The following is an 18,714-nucleotide window of genomic DNA, read 5'->3' on the forward strand; positions in this document are numbered from 1 at the left end:
CAATCGACGAAATAACGTCTCTGTGATTCGTTACACCATAGACTTGTGCAAATCAGAGCGAATAGCGTGTGCCAGGTTCATTAGAATAAAATAACTTTTATAAGGGATGTCCTCAGTCATGCTCATGACTTATGGCATCCCCTTTTTATGCTCCGTTAATGATGCAAGGAACTACCCGAAGCTGAGGATGGTTATGATTGAATGGAATGGATTTCCGTATACATTTTGATCGACCTTTTAACAATTCCTCTCTACTGACCGATATATAATAAGTACATCTATGTAATCAGAAAGTGAAAGGAGTGCAGAACATGGATATTGCAGCATTATCAATGGCGATGAGCCAAGCTTCAGTAGTGCAGTCGGCAAGCTTGCAAGTGATGTCGATTACAAAAGACATCGCACAGCAGCAAGGCCAGCAGATGGCGGAAATGTTGAAGTCAGTGCCTGCTCCTCATCCCAATCTGGGTGGAAGTCTCGATCTTTCGGTTTAGTTGAAATTACAGCATGTGTCCTCATGTAACACCCATTGCAGCAAGCAAAACCCAAACAGCTCCAATTCGAATGAATTGAAGCCGTTTGGGTTGTTTTTTTTCTAAATACTCATTCCCGAAATTACGATCCTTTTATTACGATCTTCTCAGCGAAACTTTGACAAACTTGGCAATCTGCCTTCAAAGGGCAGTGTATCCTTCAATGTCCATAACTCATCGTAACTGGAAATCTGAAGATCGGCTTTGGACAAGTCCTGGTTGCCTGAACCCGGATTACGATATCCGATACAGCGCATGCCTGCACTTTTGGCGGCCTGAACACCATTGCGCGAGTCCTCGATCACCAGACAATTCGAAGGGGATGCACCAATCATCTCAGCGGTGGTCAGGAAAATATCTGGTGCTGGCTTGCCGTTTGTAACTTCCTCACCTGTCATTCGCACCTCAAAGTATTGTCCAAGTCCGGTTTTGTCCATGATCAGATCAATCAGTGCACGTGGAGAGGAAGAAGCAACGGCTATGGGTACGTGTTGCTCATGCAGCCAGCTTAACCAGCGTTCCACGGAAGGCATTGCTGTGAGATTCGGATGGGCAAGCATCGTTTGCATCACATTATGCTGATGATAAGCAAATATTTCTTCCAGCGTAGCTGTCAGTTGATGTTTGTCCAATACTTGCTGCCACATGGATTCCAGCGTAACTCCAACATAGGTATGATGTTCTTCATCAGTCACCCTTGCTCCAAAATGGGTAAAAGAGCTGCGCTCAATCTCGAAATAAATCGGTTCGCTGTCAATCAGTACACCATCCATGTCAAAAATGACTGCTTGAATGATGTCATCATTGGGGGCTCCCAGTCCGTTAGATTCTTTGTTTGCTGCCATGTTGTATTCCTCCTCCAGGATTGTGTGTACATATATCTCTAATGTAATCCATTCATGGTTAACCTTCCACTTTAGAAACTGGAACCGCTGGATTGCAGCACAACTTTAATGGCATGTGAAGAGGCTTGAAGTGTGCGTCCCTGAATATCGCAGCCAAGTGTACGGAATGCCTCTTCGTAATCCTCCAACGGGAAGGAGTGGGTGATGATTTTTTTTGCCGGAATAATCCCTTGTTCAATCATATAATGTGCGGTAGCAAATGTCCCCAGAGAATCGATGGAACCAATAATTTTCAGACTGCGGTCCACAACTTCCTTGGGATTGAAGGATGTGTTTCCATCTCTCAGACCAACCAGCATCAGATAACCGCCACTGGCGAGCTGGGAAAGCACTTGTGTGCCCACAACACCTGTTGTATCCACGATCATATCGACCTGATGGGTTGCGGGTGACAGCGATTCGATTGCATTTTCGAAGGATGAATGAACTGCCCAACGATCGGGTGCAATGGAACCGGCAATGGCTAAGCGTTCTTCGGAGATGTCGACCAGACAGCCGGTGACCCCTTTAGAAGCGAGCGCGTAGCTGTACAGAATGCCAATCGGGCCTGCGCCGAGGATGATCGTTCTGAAATTCGGCAATAAATGAATCTGATTAATCCCCGTCAGCATACAGCTGAGCGGTTCCGTCAAAGTTGCTTCTTCATAGCTCACATGGTCCTTCAATTTGTACAAAAAACGATCCTCGGTCACATAATAATCTGTAAATGTTCCGTCAGCACTCACACCTGTCTCGGTAACAGACTTGTGTGTGCAATGATTTTGTCTGCCTGTTCTGCACATGTCACATTGTCCGCAATAGTAGGTGGGGTCGATCACAACACGGTCGCCCGGTTGTAATGTCGTTACCGCAGAGCCAACAGCAATGACTTCCCCGGCAGACTCATGACCGAGAATGACAGAAGGAACCGCATGATATTTACCGCTTACGATGCCTAAGTCGGTACCACATACTCCGGTTGCTCGAATACGAACCAACACCTGATTATCTCTTGTAATTTCCGGGACAGGCCGTTCCTCAAGCGCCACATCCCAAGCCGATTTGTATACCAATGCAAGCATGATATAACCTCCTTATAATTATATAAAAATATAAATATAGCGATTCATCTTAACTGTTTCTGACAAGATACGAAAGTAGTTAAGGGGACGAAATCGATTCTGGAGAAGCGAAGCGTTAGCCTAAAAGCTTTCTGAAAGAAAGCTGCTTCGGAAGCATACGCTATCAACGGATTTTTCCCTTGGGAAAGGAAAATCAAGAAAATCCGTGGATAACAGCGATCATAAGAACGATTCGTAACCGAAACGACCACTTCGAACAGTTGCATTGAAATGTTTTAATTAACGCTGGCAAGCACCGAATCCAGCCGCTCTACAATCTCAACCAGTTCGTCTTCGGTTGTGGTAAGGGAAGGCCGGACCTTAACAACGTTGCCGAAGCCATATCTTGAACTTCTCAAGATCAGATGCTCATCTGTAAAAGCACGGTCAACAATGGCATTGGTTTTTTGTGTATCCGGTTCATTACCGTCACCTACGATCTCCAACCCCCACATTAACCCGACGCCACGAGCTTCCCCGATACTTGGGTATTTCATAGCCAATTCATGCAGCAATTCACCCAGAATTTCACCTTTGCGTTTTACCGCATCCAGAAATCCGGGTTCGGATACCACTTCCAAGGTGGATTTGGCAGCGGTTACGGAGATCAGATTACTTCCTGAGGTGAAGGAGTGTTCGTGCTTTTCGAGCACATTCAGCCGGGATTGCATTAATACAGCAGCAACAGGTACGCCGATTCCGCCAAGACCTTTTGCAAGGGTAATCATGTCAGGCTGGATATCAAACAGTTCGCTGGCAAACATGGTTCCCGTACGACCGATTCCTGTCTGCACTTCGTCGGCAATAAGAATAATATTGTACTCATCACACAGTTTACGCAGACGTTTGAAATACCCGGCGGGAGGGATGATGTTGCCGCCATTTCCAAGAATGGGTTCGATAATCATACATGCGACTGAGCCGGAACTTGCATATTCTATCGCATCAGATATAGCTTCAACGCATTGATAGCCGCAGTCTCCATTTGAGGATTTGAATGGGCAGCGATAACAGTATGGGGCAGGTACATGGACAGCGTTAGCCACAGCCGAATTGGGGAACCGTTTCCGCCGGAAGGCATTCCCCGAAATCCCGGTGGCAAATTGGGTCTGCCCATGATGGGACAGATACAGGCTGATGATGTCTGTTGATTCGGTATACTTCTGTGCAATTTTGGTTGCACATTCGTTGGCAGTTGAACCAGTGATATCCCGCATCCATCCGGCATTAATGTCGTTTGGAGCATATTCGATTAAGTGATCAAGTACTTCATTTACGTACGGTTCGGTGAAGGAGGAAGACATATGCGTCAGATTGCCGACTTGTTCCTGAATTTTGCTGACAACATGTGGGTGATTATAGCCCAGTGACAGATTGAACGTGCCCGACACGCCATCCAGGTATTCAACACCTGAATCGTCAATCAACTTAATCCCTTTTCCGGCTATGAAGCGGTTGTTGGTTAAAGTTTGCATACGATTTCCTCCAATATAATGGTGTACTAACTCGAACGAAGCTCAACAATCCCGGATGATGCGGGCATCACCTCCCTTAAGAAACGATGTTTACATTTCCTTACTATGTTGTGCGAGAGCAGTACGTACTGCATTATTTTTTACAGTCCATAGATGAGAGATCATCAATGTGAGCAGCAGGATCAGACAGAATCCGGCCAAAATCCAGACCGTATTCACGACAGGCCCTGTGCTCATACTCCATCCAGTCACATACTGCAAGATGGCACCTCCAATACCACCCGATGCGATCAGGATACTGGTTGTCCGCTCGGTCATACCGGGAATCAGAACATTTGCGTAGACCAGTGCGATACAGAACAGCCCAGACATGAACAGACCGGTTCCGAAGATGAGCACATACGTTGCCCACTGTCCAGTTACAAATACCATAGCGACCGTAAACAAAAGCGTGCCAACCGTACTCCAGATCAGGAAAGGCATATAGTTGACGGATTCGGCTATTTTTCCGGAGAAAAGACGACCGATGATCATCGCAATCCACAGGATGGAGACACTCAGCGATGCGACAGATTCCTGAAGCTGCAATCGTTCTACAAGTATAGAGGGCAGGAAGTTCATTAATCCCAGTTCCAGTCCCATGTAGATGAAAAAGAAGATGACAAAGATCGTCAGCAGACCCAGCTGTTTTCTAGAATATCGGGCTTTACCTGCTGAGTGTGCCACTGTATTCTCGCCAGCCTGTTCCAGATACAGTGCGGCTGAACGGGGCATGGTGATCCACAGTAGCATGAGAACGAGTGACAACACGGCCACTGTATAAAAAGTAAGATGCCACAGATCCATCCAGATAAATAAAGCAGCGACAGCGGGGATGAGAAGTGCTCCAAGAGCAAAGAACACATCAAGCTTGGACATCGCTACGGCTTTCTGATTCTCAGTGAATTCGATCGTGAATGCTCCAACGGAAGGCTCAATAATGCCTGAGCCAAAGCCGATGAGAATAGTAAGTAGAAGAACGCTAGTCCAAGATGGCAAAAATCCGAGAACAGCATAAGCCGCTACAATACAGACCAGTGCAATCAGTAACATAACTTTTCTTCCGATCCGGGCAGTCATTGAAGGAGCGACAAGAACCCCGACAAGAAATCCAAGGAACTGCAGAAATAACAAAAATCCGCCATCACTATAACCGCGCTCATAATATGTCAATAAAACAGGGAGAAGGGCGCCGAGCACAACGCTGGTTATGCCGATTAACAGATAAAAACCGCAGCTTAGAGCGAATATTCTTTTCATAAGTCTGCCTCCTAGTTGGATAAAAATTTTATATTATGTAATTAATGTTTATTTCATATATAACTTATACCATAAATGCACAAATGTACATGCTTTTTGTTGTAAAATAATGTTAAATTTTGATGAGGAGAAATATTTCTCGTGCTAAGTTTCATCTAAAACGATTTCGTGTCGAAAGGATAAATATGATCCAATCCATATGACCTTTTAACAGGGTTTGGCATTTGTATTGATCGAGGATAGTAACACGTGCATATATAAAAAACGTTCCCTGTCTGAGTAGACGGGAAACGTTCTGATTAGCCCTTTTATATGATGTTACCTGACCTCAACGTATCGCCATTAAGCAGTCTGTACAAAGAATATTCCATCGAATGGCGCGTGAGCAGACGCGGGACCCCTTCGCAAAAATAAATAACCGTTTGCATCGGGAAGACCCAATATATCCCGATAAGGCTCAGGAAAATCTCCGGAATATATTTGACACACCAGTTGATGTTCCTCTACCAAATGGTCAATTCCTTTCACACCATTTGGTAACGTGGGAGAGAAAAATGAGAATGCAGGGAATGCCTGATCGTCTAACTCCATTTCAATCAAACGTACGCCGCTTAACGGAATGGGTGGAACGGGACATACGGAAGTGAGTGGATGCGAAGATACCGAGACATAAGTGCACCCGGCGAGAATATTCTCGTTCCATTCCAGCTCATCTCCCGTATAGGTTACCTGATCCAGAAAATATTCGGAGGCGGAGTAGGTCGAGAAGACCGAGATATATTTATCTTGTGGTAAAGAAGGGATATGGACCTGCTGTGAAAGTGTATTGCAATTGATGGAGAACAGATGTAATAAAGGCTGACCCTCAGGGTTGAGCGGCCAGTCGGAAACGTATGCAGTTTCTCCACCAATCCACATGCCAGAGTCTTGGTTTGGATCATCGGGGTCAACTGTAATTCGAGTAACTTTGTACATGAGAAGCTCCTTCCAGAGTGTATTTTGACTTTCCTATGTACCGTTGTATGTGTTTTCATATAACCATTCATTGCTTCGTTTCAGTATAAATGAGATGATGTGGAATGAGAATCAGTACAAGGTACTAACTCTTGCGTGAAGTAAATAAACGTATCATTAATTCAATGAACCAGCAGATATATATTACAGATGAGAAGTGGTGACACATGTTAATTAATAAATACATAAGTGAAACGGGATTCTGCTCCCGCAGGGAAACGAACCGATTAATTGCAGCTGGACGCATTACGATCAATGGCAGGGTTTGTGAAAAAGGGGCCGAAGTTGAACCTCATGATGTGGTACACATTGATGACAAGGAGATTCCTCGTAATGACAATGAACCTGTCTATATAGCTCTGAATAAACCCATTGGTATTGTCTGCACAGCAGCAGAACATGTGGAAGGGAATATCATTCAATATATGAATTATCCTTCTCGCATATTTGCGATAGGCAGGCTGGATAAGGCATCTGAGGGGTTGATTTTGCTTACGAATGATGGAGGCATTGTGAACAAGATGATGCGTTCGGAGCATAACCATGATAAAGAATATGTAGTGACTGTAGACAAACCTATAACAGATGAATTTGTAAAGTCCATGTCTGAAGGCGTTGAAATTCTGGACGTGGTGACCAAACCCTGCGAAGTGTATAGGCAAAGTGAAGATGTATTTCGTATTATTTTGACACAGGGGCTCAACCTGCAGATCCGTAGAATGTGCAAAGCCTTGGGGTACCGAGTGTTGAAGCTGGAACGCGTGCGAATTATGAATATTACGCTGGATCAACTGGAGCGGGGGCAATGGCGTCATCTGGAGCAAGAGGAACTGGAGATTCTGCTGTCTCAATTAAATGAAATAAAATGAATGAATGCTGCTGCATGTCAAAGGTGGTCAACCACGATTTCCAGTTATATCAGTAAAAAATGAAATGAAGCAAACACTAATCCCTCCGCGGATTAGTGTTTTTATTGTTAAGCTTCTGTCCTTTGCGCTCTGAAATGTAAGAGCCAAATAGGGTTAAGAACGCACCGAGTACAATCACCCAGGTTATCTGCTCTTGAAGAATCAGTGCAGATGACACAACCGTAATGACAGGCACGAGATAGATATATACACTCGTTTGGATAGCTCCGAGAAGATTCACAGCCCGGTTCCAGGACACGAAACACAACGCGGAGGCACCCAGACCGAGGTAGAGAACATTAGAAAGGTTGGTCATACTTGTGAAGCGCCCGAGTTCCCAATGGAATTCAAACAGGAAAAGAGCTGGCAGCATGAAGATCAGGCCATAGAAGAATACTTTGCGGGTCGCACCAATGGTGTGATAGCAAAGCTGGCCAATTTTACGCATTAATACAGAATATATCGCCCATACCGCAGGTGCTATAAAAGCAAGCAGATCACCTACCGGATTCAGTTGCAGAACGAAACTGCCGTTCAGCGCGATGAGTAGGATGCCGCTCAAGGCAATCCCAAATCCGATAAGAAAGCGGCGCGTTAACTTCTCACCATCCAGGAAGAAATTGGCGAGCACGGCAGTGAAGAACGGAGCGATGGAGACAATAACACCCACGTTAGAAGCGGTTGTGTACAGCAGCGCAATATTTTCAATGAGAAAATATAGAGTCACTCCACATATTCCTGCTCTGGTCACTGAATCCTGTCTGTGCGGCTACTTCAATGGGAAGCAGGCCTTGTTCCAGCAGACGTTTGGCTTGATTAATGCGAATCGTTTCCAGATAGCGGTAAGGTGATATGCCTTTCTGGCGAGTGAATAAACGCAGCAGGTGATACTTACTCATCTCCGTCAGATCGGCTAACTCGTTCAGCGAGATGCTCTCCATGTAATGAGCTTCTATGTAATCACATATGCGTCTGATCTCTGCGGTAACATCCTGCGTGGATACAGGCGGTTCAGCATCCGCATAATCTCGCATTAATTGATCCAGCAGAAAGAGTAACAATTCTTCTTTGCAGAAATCCGATTGCTCCTCCAGAATCATCTGATGAAGCTCGTGCAGGGAACCCACAAGTTCACTCTGATAGAGAACGGGGGATGTAAAGCGTGGCAAGTAAGCTTGTCCAGTAATCTCTCTCGCATACTCACGCATAACCTCAGGTTGGACGTTGATACAGCGATAATCGAGGGTTCTGCCATCGACCTGTTCGCAGGCATGAGGATCATGTGGATTAAAGACAATCATGTCGCCACTATTCAGAATGTATTCTTCGTTGTTACAGATGAGGTGACGCTTGCCTTGCTCAATAAATCCAATGACGTAATAGTCATGAAAATGATTGGGAAATTTCTGCATAATGCCTTCAAATTGATAAGCTTCTAGCTGTAGATCGGTATCAAATACCACAGTCCGGACTTCTCGAGTCATGATGCACCTTCTTTCTGGTATGTTAGTGTCATTATAGGTTGCAAAGAAGGAATTTTCTTGAACGATATTGCTATTGCTCGAAGTGTTTGATCGCACAGATAGCTCCAAAAACAAAATACCCGCAATCCCGGAGGGAAAGCGAGCCCTTTGCATAGTATAGTTGATTCATGAGTTCGAACCTATATATAGGGGAGAAAAAATGTCTGGAACAATTAGTAATTGTTCTTAGTGTAACGTAGCCAGTGCTTCAGGTGTAAAAGCCTGAATCTCAGATACGCGGCCTTCGCGTATTTTGGCAGCCCATGCCGGATCACCAAGGAGTGCACGTCCAACAGCTACCAGATCAAATTCCTGCTGCTCATATCGCTTCATGAGTTCGCCCATACCTGGATGTTTTACTTCATTTCCTTCTTCTTCAGGCTCATCTGCCATACCTACAGAACCGACCGTTATCGTGGTTTGACCACTTAGCTTCCGCACCCACCCTGCAAATCCAAGATCAGATCCTTCAAACTCGGGCTCCCAGAAGCGTCGTGTCGAGCAGTGGAAGATATCTACACCTGCATCAACCAACAAACGAAGGAATTGTTCCAGTTCTTCCGGTGTGTCGAACAGTCTGGCTTGATAATCATTCATCTTCCATTGGGAAATCCGCATTGCAATAGGAAAATCAGGACCTACCGCAGCACGCACTGCCATGACAAGTTCAACCGCGAATTGAGTTCGTTTCTGAAGGTCACCACCATAGCGGTCCGTTCTCCTATTCGTTGTTTTCCAGAAAAACTGATCGATTAGAAAACCGTGTGCACCATGAAGTTCAATTCCGTCAAAACCAATACTTTGCGCATTGGCTGCTGCATCTGCATAAGCTTGAATCACAGTTGCGATCTCTGCCTCCGTCATTGGCTCACCTACTTGAGTACCTTCCATATCAACTCCCGATGGACTCAGTGATGCAGCTTCCGGGTGTGGGTCAGATCCTGAAGGACGAACGATTCCCATGTGTAAAATCTGAGGGAAGATTTTGCCGCCAGCATCATGAACTTGTCTGACCACTTCAGCCCAGCCTTGAAGAGCTGCTTCTCCATACATATGAGGGATTCTAGGCTCACTTGATGCAGACGGATGTTCAATGGTCGCACCTTCGGTAATAATAAGTCCAACACCATGCTCGGCACGTCGAAGATAATATGCGGCTACGTCTGGGCCAGGGACACCGCCCGGGGAAAAAGCACGAGCCATGGGGGACATGACGATGCGTGAAGACAGGGTTAGCTTTGAAACAGTGTATGGTTGAAACAAACGCTCCGTAGAAATAATGTTATATTGTGGATTACTCAAAATATACACCTCCATTATGTTTTACCTCTCAGTGGGTACGAGTGCAATGTTAGCAAGGTCTAGAGGCATGCTCAACCAACAGATTGATTGTTTTGTTGCTTAAGCGAAAGACACGGATTATTGTATGGTGTCTTTGCACTTACTTTCACTTGTTGAACAAATAACACTTATCTATAATGAAGGAGTCTAGCCAAATATTTTTGTGTACAAAGGAGGATTGGGACATGTCGGGTGTATTGTCTCCAAACTCGAACGATCCGCGTGTGATTCGCACTCGGCAATTAATCCTTGATGCGTTTTTAGTTCAACTGAACCTTAAAAATTTCAACAGCATTACGATTCAAAACATTACGGAACAGGCCACAATTAACAGAGCCACATTTTACGCCCATTTTCAGGATAAATATGCACTCCTTGAATCCTTGTTATCGGATGCTTTTATGGAATATGTAACGAAAAGGGTAGACCCGGATGCACGGTTATCAGCGGAAACCATACAGCAGCTTATATTTTCATTATGTGATTATCACGTCTCAAGTAATGAGTGCATCAAGAAATATGAGACGGTTGCACCAATCATTGAAGAGAACATCAAGACTCAACTGGAACAATTCCTTCTTCAATTAATGAGCAAAGTGGCGAAGGATGTAGATCCGAAAACGCTGAAAATTACGGCAACCATGCTAAGCTGGTCGATCTATGGAATGACGTATCGATGGAATGTGGATGGAAGACAGGAATCCCCTGCTGAGTTAGCTCAACGAGTTGTCCCCTATATGATGGGCGGATTGGAATTGTTGAATTAATTGAATTGAATAGCTTATCAAATGAATCAATCAAAGTCATGAGAAAAAGAGCAGATGATCTGCTCTTTTTTGGTATTCGCACTAACCGAATTTACTTATACAGCTTCATCGGAAGGTTTGTTAAGGACTGCCCAGCGGCAGATGGAGTCAGGTTTTCTTCCAGGATGAACCCTTGAACAGGTTCAATTTTGGTGAATGTCTTTAGGAATGCGGTTAATACGATCTTCGCTTCCAGGCGCGCCAGAGGAGCCCCAAGACAGAAGTGAGTACCGAAACCAAACGCAAGCTGTTTGTTATTGTTCGAACGATGAATATTCAGTGTGAATGGATCTTCGAACATGTTCTTGTCCATATTGGCTGCACTCATCCACGCCACGATGGCATCTCCTTTATTTAACTTAACCCCAAGAAGATCGTTATCCTCTTTGACCATGCGGTCCATTTTACTGATGTGAAAACGATATCTCAGCATTTCTTCTACCGCGGCTGGAACAAGTTCAGGGTGATCTCTGAGTTCGGCATACAATTCCGGTTGGTCATATAGAAGGGAGTAGAACGAGTTGGCCAGCAGATTACTGGTCGTTTCGATGCCAGCTCCCAGAATAAACATGGTGGTTCGCACAATCTCTTCATCTGTAAAAAATTCGCCATCCAACTCAACCTGAATCAGGTCTGATATGATATCTTCTCCCAGATTGGATCGTTTGGACACAACGAAGGGATACAAGTACTTGAAGTATTCTTCACCGGCAATCTTTTTCAATTGGTTAATCTGATCAAAGGTGGCATCGGTAGTAGGCATAAACATGGTGTCCACCCAATCCTTGAATAGATGACGATCTTTGGAAGGAATACCGAGCAGGTCAGACATGATAATGACAGGAAACATACTCGTATATGCTTCAACAATATCCACTTCAGGTTGATGTTCAAATGCGCTGATTAATTCTTCGGCCACGGCCTCAATTCTTGGTTCCCAGAGCTTGAGACTTCTTGGCGTAAATGCACTGGCGAGTAAGGATCTCCGCTTGCGATGTTCCGGGGGATCTACGTTGTGAATATCCAGCTTGTCCGGAATATGGTGCTCGTTCCCCGAACCTTCTTCTTCATTCGAATATCCTACGTTAACAATCGATCTTTTTCTCACACTGGAGAAGTGCTCGTGATCATTAAGCACCGTTTTGACAAGATCATACCTGAACACATGCCAGGAATCGGTTTCTTCGTTGTAGACGACAGGTTCCTGATTCAACATGCTGCGATACCAACGGTAGGGACTGAATTCTTCTTCTTTCGATTGAAAATTCGTGATTTCAGATAGAGAAATTATAGAGCTCTTCTTCATTCGTTTCGCCTCCTTGGTTGGTCTCATTGACAAATATACCAAACAATATTACTTTAATTCAAGTAGTTTATATTATAACAAACAAGGTGGAGTAGACAGTGAAGAACATACTGAAGCACGGCGGAGTCAAAGCAGGCATATTCATGATTGTTTTTTATCAGATCGTAATGTTGACCGTTTTTATGTCAGGGTATAGTGCTATCCCGAAAAATGTAACGAATCTTACCGTGGCTATTGTCAACGAAGACCAGCAATCCGGTACGGAATTTGTACAAAAATTGCAAGAGCAATTGCCGTTTAACGTGGTAACGGATGAATCGTTGCAACAGGCGAAGACAGGACTTGAAGACCGGGATATTCATATGATCATTCGTATACCGGGTGATTTTACGGAGAAACTGTCTGAACAGGGCGGGAAAGCGCAGCTCCAGTACCTGATTAATGAATCGAACCCAACAACAATTACGAGCACCATGAAAAATGTAGCTGCTGAAATTACTGCGCAGATGGGAACTCAGATTCAGGCACAGAGCTTCGAGGGGGTGCTGAGCAGTATGCAGGTTCCAGCGGAGCAATCGAAGCAGATTGTGGAATCCACTATGGGAAAAGTGTCATCTGACATCGTTCTGAGTAACCCGCAACCAGCAGGCATGCAGAATCAGATGGCACCGATGTTCATCACCATGGCGCTGTATGTCGGGGCAATGATCTATGCGATGCAAAGCATTGGTGGAATGCAGCATCTTCAAGGGCAGATGGGGAAATGGAAAGCATTCTTTGCAATGCGAGGAGCCAACCTGCTTATTTCCATCCTTGCTCCACTTGTAGGGATCGGCATTTATTTTATGGTGCAGGGGTATGGGGTGGAAGTGTTTTTGAAAATGTGGATGGTACACAGCTTGCAGCTGTTTGTGTCGATTGAGTTCACAAGTATCTTTATCATGCTTCTCGGTCAAGGTGGAATGCTGATCAATATGATCTTTGTACTCAGCCAATCCATTGCGAACGGGACGTCCATGTCACCGGAGATGATGCCAGGATATTTCAAATTCGTAAGTCAGATTACACCGATGTTCTATTCAACACATCTGGATTATAATATTCTCTTCGGCGGAGGGAAAACAGTAGAATATGCGGTCGGACTGGCACTGGTGGGTGTGGGAGCCTTTATTATCAATACGGCCATCCATCATTTCAAAAAAGCCAAACAGATCGATACAACACAGGAGCCTGTACAACAGCCCGTTATGATATAAAATAGAAGTTATGAGGGTAGGCGATTAGGACCAAGCTGTACCCTTGGATGAGCAGAATGGGGGCAGTCACAATGTCGATTCAAATATTTATACTCGGTGCACTAAGTGAAGGGAATTATTACCCTTATGATATTAAGAAGCGTATTGGTAAACATCTGGATCAAACCGACGCCAAAATTACTGAAGGCACTATCTACTATAATTTTGAAGTGTTGCTGAAGAAGGGCCTGATCGAGAAGGTAGAAACGATACAGACGGAAAATCGACCGGACAAAACGACATATGGAATCACCGAAAAAGGGCGACAGTCACTTGAAGAAAGCATATATAAGGTCTTCCAGAAGTTTACGAATGTGCAGTCACTGTACGCTGCGTTGGTCAACCTGGATAAGGTGGACAATCAGAAGATTGCTTACCTGATTGAGGATATTATCGAAAAGATGAAAAAGAAAATAGAGTATATTGAGCTTCATACCCCAGAACAGATGGATACTAAAGGGGAGATGAAAGATGCTCTGTTATTAATGAGAGATCATGCTTATCAGAGTATTCAAAGCGATATCAACTGGTTGGAGAAACTGCGAAAACATGTTCAAAATAGAGTAGCAAAGAATTAACAGAGGAGGAATAACAAGATGATTGAACATTTGGTTGTTTTTAAATTTAACGATAAAACCACGCTAGCCAAACAACAGGAATGGGTGGCTCAATTGCTCGCGTTACAGGAACAAATCCCGGGGATTGTCGCGTTGACCGCAGGAATCAATGCAACGGAAGAAACGGACCGTATCCAAGGTTATACGATTGGGTTGAGAGTGACGTTTGAAGATCAGGACGCATTGCGCGCCTATGGTCCACATCCTGCTCATCAGGCATTTGTAGCTTCCCTGGGTGGTTGGGTGGAAGATGTCATTGTAGTTGATTATGCGATATAAAGCCCCGATATCAGAGGTTTAACGAATATAGGAGTTGAAGATTCCCATGTGTTTAATTTTATTTGCTTACAACATGCATCCAAAGTATCCGCTTATTCTGGGATCAAATAGGGATGAATTCTATCACAGACCTACGGCTCAAGCACACTATTGGGAAGACTATCCTCATATATTGGCTGGCCGGGATTTGTCGAAAATGGGAACTTGGATGGGCGTAACCACAGGTGGGCGTCTGGCTGCTGTTACGAATTATCGTGATCCAAATGAAGAGGTACATGCCAAGGGCTCAAGAGGAGATCTGGTTGCTGGCTTTTTAAAGGGAACGTCCACACCTGAGCAATATATACAACATGCGGAGCAAAGTCGCAATGATTATCCTGGCTACAATTTGTTAGTGGGTGATCCTGACGACCTCTATTATTATTCTAATGTGGGTAATGTCGTGATGAAGTTGAAACCGGGAATATACGGGATTAGTAATCACTTGATTAATACAGATTGGCCCAAGGTGAAACGTGGGAAAGAAGGGCTGGAGAAAATCATCCAAGGGGAAGACGAAGATACCCTGACAGAACAAATGTTAGGTTTGCTGCAAATTGCAGATCCTTCAGTGGATGAACTTTTGCCTCATACAGGCGTTCCATTGGAGTGGGAACGTTTGTTATCACCCATCTTCGTTAGAAGTGAGAAATTCGACTATGGGACCAGAGCTTCATCCGTTGTTCTGATGAACAGAGAAGAAGTGTTTTTTACGGAGATGGTTCACCAGAACGGAGAGGTAATGGAGCAACGTTTTAACATTAAGCCTCTCAACTGGACAAGCTGAGAATATGAAATAAATGATGTTCAGACATTATGAATTAACATGAATTAACATGAATTTACATGAATCACTGAAGTTAAATCCCTCGTTCATGTTTCTTTTCTTCGGAGTATCAAAGAGTACTTTCAAATCTTTTGTGTCAACTTATATAACGCGACATAAACGGTATGAGAATTCTTTTTGTATAACATGCCCAATTTTAGTTGGGCTCTTTATCTCTTATCACAATTCTATGTTATGAATCATGGAACTTCCCTGAATAGTTTATATAATGTGAATCAACATAACATGATTTTGCAGCGGTTCAGTTGATTCTAATTTCAGGGGGGCAACGTGGGATGAAAGAAACCAAAAAGATGAGAGTTTTTTCACTGGGGATTCAGCACGTACTCGCGATGTATGCGGGAGCAATTCTGGTGCCTTTGCTTGTGGGCAGAGCACTAAATCTGACTGCAGAGCAGTTGGCGTATCTGGTTTCCATTGACCTGTTAACTTGTGGGATTGCAACATGGCTTCAGGCTCGGAAAGGAAAGTACTTGGGTATTGGTTTGCCAGCGGTGCTCGGAAGTTCTTTTGTAGCGGTGACACCCATGATTGCGATTGGATCGCAATACGGGATTCCTGCCATATATGGGTCGATCATCGCAGCCGGGTTATTTATCGTCATCTTTGCTGTGTTTTTCAGCAAAATCGTCAAATTGTTTCCGCCAGTTGTGATTGGTACAGTGGTAACGATCATCGGTCTTGCGTTAATTCCAACCGGTATTAAAAACATGGCGGGTGGAGCAAACAGCGAGAATTTCGGAAGTTTGGACAATTTGGCGCTTTCATTTGGTGTATTACTGTTCATTCTAATCCTGAATCGATATGCTCGCGGTTTTGTTAAATCCCTGGCTGTTCTCCTTGGTATTATCGTGGGGACCCTCATCGCGGCCTTCATGGGAAAAGTAAATTTTGCCTCTGTACAAGAAGCCTCCTGGTTCCATTTACCTCAACCCTTTTACTTTGGTTGGCCTACCTTCGAAATCGGCCCAATCATTACAATGATTATTGTAGGTACAGTCGTTATCATCGAATCAACAGGTGTATTTATGGCTTTGAGCAAAATCTGTGATCAACCGATCAACGAAAAAGATCTGGCACGGGGATATCGCGCAGAAGGTCTCGCGTTTGTCCTGGGCGGCATATTTAATGCTTTTCCATACAATACATTTGCACAGAATGTTGGTTTGGTTCAGCTCTCCAAAGTGAAAACGACCAATGTTGTTGTTGCAGCCGGAGGTATCCTGGTCTTTCTGGGACTCATTCCAAAGGTAGCTGCTTTTGCAACCATTATTCCAAGTGCTGTCCTCGGAGGAGCGACTGTTGTCCTGTTTGGAATGGTCGTCTCATCCGGGATCAAAATGCTGCAAAACGTTGATTTTGGAAAACAATCCAATCTATTAATCGTGGCTTGCTCCGTTTCGCTTGGGCTCGGTGTTACTGCTGTACCCGATCTGTTTGCCCAGCTTCCTCAGAGTATTCGGATTATTGTTAGCGATGGTATTATCACGGGAAGCCTGTCAGCGATCCTGCTTAATGTCTTCTTTAACCTCGCTTTGAAAAAAGAGAGCTTGCCAGTACAGCCTATACAGGCTCAAGAAGCACACACGTAATCCTTGTAATAACAGACGTGTCATCTGGTAGTAAGTGGAATAGATCCAAGATGGTTTTCTGGGAAGTGGAATGAAAGACAATGATTCCACTTGGCAAAGAAACCTCTTGGATTTTTTTTGCTTACGATTCATGAGGAATGCAAAAGGCATGCAAATATGCTAAAGTTTCATCAAGAACATTTAATATGTTCGTTTAAGTCAACATCCTCTTGAATTGAATTTCCATGCGACTACATAAATGAGCATCGGTTCACAAGGCTACAATATAACCAAGGGATATCCCTTGTGCAGAAAAGGAGTTGTGATCACATGCAACAAGAAACATTGAACAAAGGGTGGAACTTGGAGAATAGTTATGCGGAGTTACCGCAACCCTTCTATACAAGTCAGGGCGCAGTGCCTGTTCAATCACCAAAGCTAATCATTTTTAATAGACTGCTTGCTTCCAGCTTGGGACTGGATGTGGAGTCTCTTGACAGTGAGGAAGGAGCACAAATTTTTGCAGGTAACCTGATTCCGGAAGGAGCTGAGCCTCTGGCTCAGGCCTATGCAGGACATCAATTCGGAAATTTCAACATGCTTGGTGATGGACGTGCTTTGCTGCTGGGTGAACAGATTACGCCACAGGGCGAGCGAGTGGATATCCAGCTGAAAGGTTCAGGAAGAACACCGTACTCTCGTGGAGGAGATGGACGTGCTGCTGTAGGGCCCATGTTGCGAGAGTATATTATTAGTGAAGCGATGTATGCACTGGGTATCCCAACGACACGCAGTCTGGCGGTGGTATCAACAGGAGAAAACATTATCCGCGAAACAGAGCGGCCTGGGGCTATATTAACCCGGGTGGCTTCCAGTCATATCCGGGTAGCAACCTTCCAGTATGCAGCCAGATGGGGGTCTATCGACGTTCTTCGGGCATTGGCTGATTATACGTTGCATCGACATTTTCCTGATGTTGCTCAAGCTGAGAATCGCTATCTTTTGCTCCTTCAGGAAGTAATTAAACGGCAGGCGGCACTCATTGCCGAGTGGCAGCGTGTTGGTTTCATTCATGGCGTGATGAACACGGATAACATGGCGATCAGTGGTGAGACCATCGATTATGGTCCGTGCGCCTTTATGGATGCTTACAATCCTTCAACCGTATTCAGCTCCATTGACAGGCAAGGTCGCTATGCTTATGGTAATCAACCGTATATTGCCGGGTGGAATTTGGCTCGTTTTGCCGAGACACTTCTGCCGTTGTTGCATGAAGATGAAGAACAGGCAGTGCAACTCGCTCAGGATGCTATCGCACAATTTTCTGAATTGTACCATCATCATTGGCTCAAGGGAATGCGTGCCAAATTGGGCTTGTTGGATGAAGAGGCCGAAGATGAAGCGCTGATCAAGGATCTTCTTGAACTTATGGAGAAGCATAGTGCAGATTACAACAATACGTTCCTGGCTTTGACCTTTGATAGGTTGGAAGGGACAGCTTTGTTTGGCACGCCAGAATTTGTTGAATGGCATGAGCGGTGGCAAGCAAGATTGGACAGACAGCAAGAGGAGAAGGAAGTCTCTCGGCAGTTGATGAGAACAAGCAATCCAGCCGTCATTCCCCGAAATCATCGGGTCGAGGAAGCCCTTGAGCAAGCGGAGAACCACGGAGATCTTAGCGTAATGCAGAAGCTTTTGGCAGTTCTTTCAGACCCGTTCGCGCACTCACCTGAGCAGGCTGAATATGCCGAACTGCCAGCACAGTGCAATACTTCGTATCAGACTTTTTGTGGAACCTGATTGAACAGTATGGAATGAAGAGGCTGCCTTGGGCAGCTTTTTCATTTTTCATTCTG

The 18,714-nt window shown here is 44.7% G+C and carries 18 protein-coding genes; 9 read left to right on the top strand and 9 right to left on the bottom strand.

Annotated features, from left to right (window positions below; translation table 11 throughout):
- Positions 1–311: 311 nt before the first annotated feature.
- Positions 312–494, top strand: a complete 183-nt coding sequence (locus tag BLS69_RS05525; RefSeq protein WP_091029218.1) for a YjfB family protein — start codon at positions 312–314, stop codon at positions 492–494.
- A gap of 146 nt (positions 495–640) precedes the next feature.
- Here the strand turns inward: BLS69_RS05525 and BLS69_RS05530 are convergent, their stop codons facing one another.
- The 5 genes from BLS69_RS05530 to BLS69_RS05550 all read right to left on the bottom strand — a co-directional run bounded on the left by BLS69_RS05530 (position 641) and on the right by BLS69_RS05550 (position 6,287).
- Positions 641–1,378: an HAD family hydrolase gene (locus BLS69_RS05530; protein WP_091029220.1), complete on the bottom strand. Its 738-nt coding sequence runs from the start codon at positions 1,376–1,378 to the stop codon at positions 641–643.
- A gap of 71 nt (positions 1,379–1,449) precedes the next feature.
- Positions 1,450–2,499, bottom strand: coding sequence for a zinc-dependent alcohol dehydrogenase (locus tag BLS69_RS05535; protein WP_091029222.1), 1,050 nt, complete (start codon positions 2,497–2,499; stop codon positions 1,450–1,452).
- 275 nt (positions 2,500–2,774) lie between these two features.
- On the bottom strand, positions 2,775–4,013 hold the full coding sequence (locus BLS69_RS05540; protein WP_091029226.1) for an aspartate aminotransferase family protein: 1,239 nt from the start codon (positions 4,011–4,013) through the stop codon (positions 2,775–2,777).
- Between the two features lie 90 nt (positions 4,014–4,103).
- A complete protein-coding gene (locus BLS69_RS05545; protein WP_091029228.1) occupies positions 4,104–5,312 on the bottom strand; it encodes an MFS transporter in 1,209 nt (402 codons plus the stop codon).
- 342 nt (positions 5,313–5,654) lie between these two features.
- On the bottom strand, positions 5,655–6,287 hold the full coding sequence (locus BLS69_RS05550) for a hypothetical protein (protein WP_091029231.1): 633 nt from the start codon (positions 6,285–6,287) through the stop codon (positions 5,655–5,657).
- A gap of 206 nt (positions 6,288–6,493) precedes the next feature.
- Between BLS69_RS05550 and BLS69_RS05555 the strand changes: the two genes are divergently transcribed.
- Positions 6,494–7,195, top strand: coding sequence for a pseudouridine synthase (locus tag BLS69_RS05555; protein WP_091029232.1), 702 nt, complete (start codon positions 6,494–6,496; stop codon positions 7,193–7,195).
- Between the two features lie 76 nt (positions 7,196–7,271).
- Here BLS69_RS05555 and BLS69_RS05560 read toward each other — a convergent pair whose 3' ends face one another.
- The 3 genes from BLS69_RS05560 to BLS69_RS05570 all read right to left on the bottom strand — a co-directional run bounded on the left by BLS69_RS05560 (position 7,272) and on the right by BLS69_RS05570 (position 10,059).
- Positions 7,272–7,961, bottom strand: a complete 690-nt coding sequence (locus BLS69_RS05560; protein WP_305367732.1) for a DMT family transporter — start codon at positions 7,959–7,961, stop codon at positions 7,272–7,274.
- A complete protein-coding gene (locus BLS69_RS05565; RefSeq protein WP_256332230.1) occupies positions 7,939–8,718 on the bottom strand; it encodes an AraC family transcriptional regulator in 780 nt (259 codons plus the stop codon). The genes BLS69_RS05560 and BLS69_RS05565 overlap by 23 nt, the downstream gene beginning before the upstream one ends.
- 225 nt (positions 8,719–8,943) lie before the next feature.
- Complete coding sequence (locus BLS69_RS05570) at positions 8,944–10,059, bottom strand: NADH:flavin oxidoreductase (RefSeq protein WP_256332231.1); 1,116 nt, start codon at positions 10,057–10,059, stop codon at positions 8,944–8,946.
- A gap of 224 nt (positions 10,060–10,283) precedes the next feature.
- Between BLS69_RS05570 and BLS69_RS05575 the strand changes: the two genes are divergently transcribed.
- Positions 10,284–10,865 carry a TetR/AcrR family transcriptional regulator gene (locus BLS69_RS05575; protein WP_176872606.1) on the top strand — a complete coding sequence of 194 codons (582 nt, stop codon included), beginning with the start codon at positions 10,284–10,286 and terminating at the stop codon, positions 10,863–10,865.
- Between the two features lie 91 nt (positions 10,866–10,956).
- Here the strand turns inward: BLS69_RS05575 and BLS69_RS05580 are convergent, their stop codons facing one another.
- The gene (locus tag BLS69_RS05580; RefSeq protein WP_091029240.1) at positions 10,957–12,210 is read right to left on the bottom strand and encodes a cytochrome P450; all 1,254 of its coding nucleotides are present in this window, start codon (positions 12,208–12,210) and stop codon (positions 10,957–10,959) included.
- Between the two features lie 98 nt (positions 12,211–12,308).
- Here BLS69_RS05580 and BLS69_RS05585 point away from each other — a divergent pair, with 98 nt between their 5' ends.
- The 6 genes from BLS69_RS05585 to BLS69_RS05610 all read left to right on the top strand — a co-directional run bounded on the left by BLS69_RS05585 (position 12,309) and on the right by BLS69_RS05610 (position 18,658).
- Positions 12,309–13,466 carry a YhgE/Pip domain-containing protein gene (locus BLS69_RS05585; RefSeq protein WP_091029241.1) on the top strand — a complete coding sequence of 386 codons (1,158 nt, stop codon included), beginning with the start codon at positions 12,309–12,311 and terminating at the stop codon, positions 13,464–13,466.
- Positions 13,467–13,537: 71 nt separating this feature from the next.
- Complete coding sequence (locus BLS69_RS05590) at positions 13,538–14,083, top strand: PadR family transcriptional regulator (protein WP_176872608.1); 546 nt, start codon at positions 13,538–13,540, stop codon at positions 14,081–14,083.
- 18 nt (positions 14,084–14,101) lie between these two features.
- Entirely contained in the window at positions 14,102–14,401 is a 300-nt protein-coding gene (locus BLS69_RS05595; protein WP_091029245.1) for a Dabb family protein, read from the top strand.
- Between the two features lie 46 nt (positions 14,402–14,447).
- The gene (locus tag BLS69_RS05600) at positions 14,448–15,227 is read left to right on the top strand and encodes an NRDE family protein (RefSeq protein WP_091029248.1); all 780 of its coding nucleotides are present in this window, start codon (positions 14,448–14,450) and stop codon (positions 15,225–15,227) included.
- Between the two features lie 335 nt (positions 15,228–15,562).
- Positions 15,563–16,879 (top strand): nucleobase:cation symporter-2 family protein, encoded by a 1,317-nt coding sequence (locus BLS69_RS05605; protein ID WP_091029251.1) that lies wholly within the window; start codon positions 15,563–15,565, stop codon positions 16,877–16,879.
- Positions 16,880–17,188: 309 nt separating this feature from the next.
- Positions 17,189–18,658, top strand: a complete 1,470-nt coding sequence (locus BLS69_RS05610) for a protein adenylyltransferase SelO (RefSeq protein ID WP_091029254.1) — start codon at positions 17,189–17,191, stop codon at positions 18,656–18,658.
- The last annotated feature ends 56 nt before the right edge of the window (positions 18,659–18,714 follow it).

Origin of the sequence: Paenibacillus sp. CF095 (assembly GCF_900101225.1) — a bacterium.
Lineage (GTDB): Bacteria > Bacillota > Bacilli > Paenibacillales > Paenibacillaceae > Paenibacillus.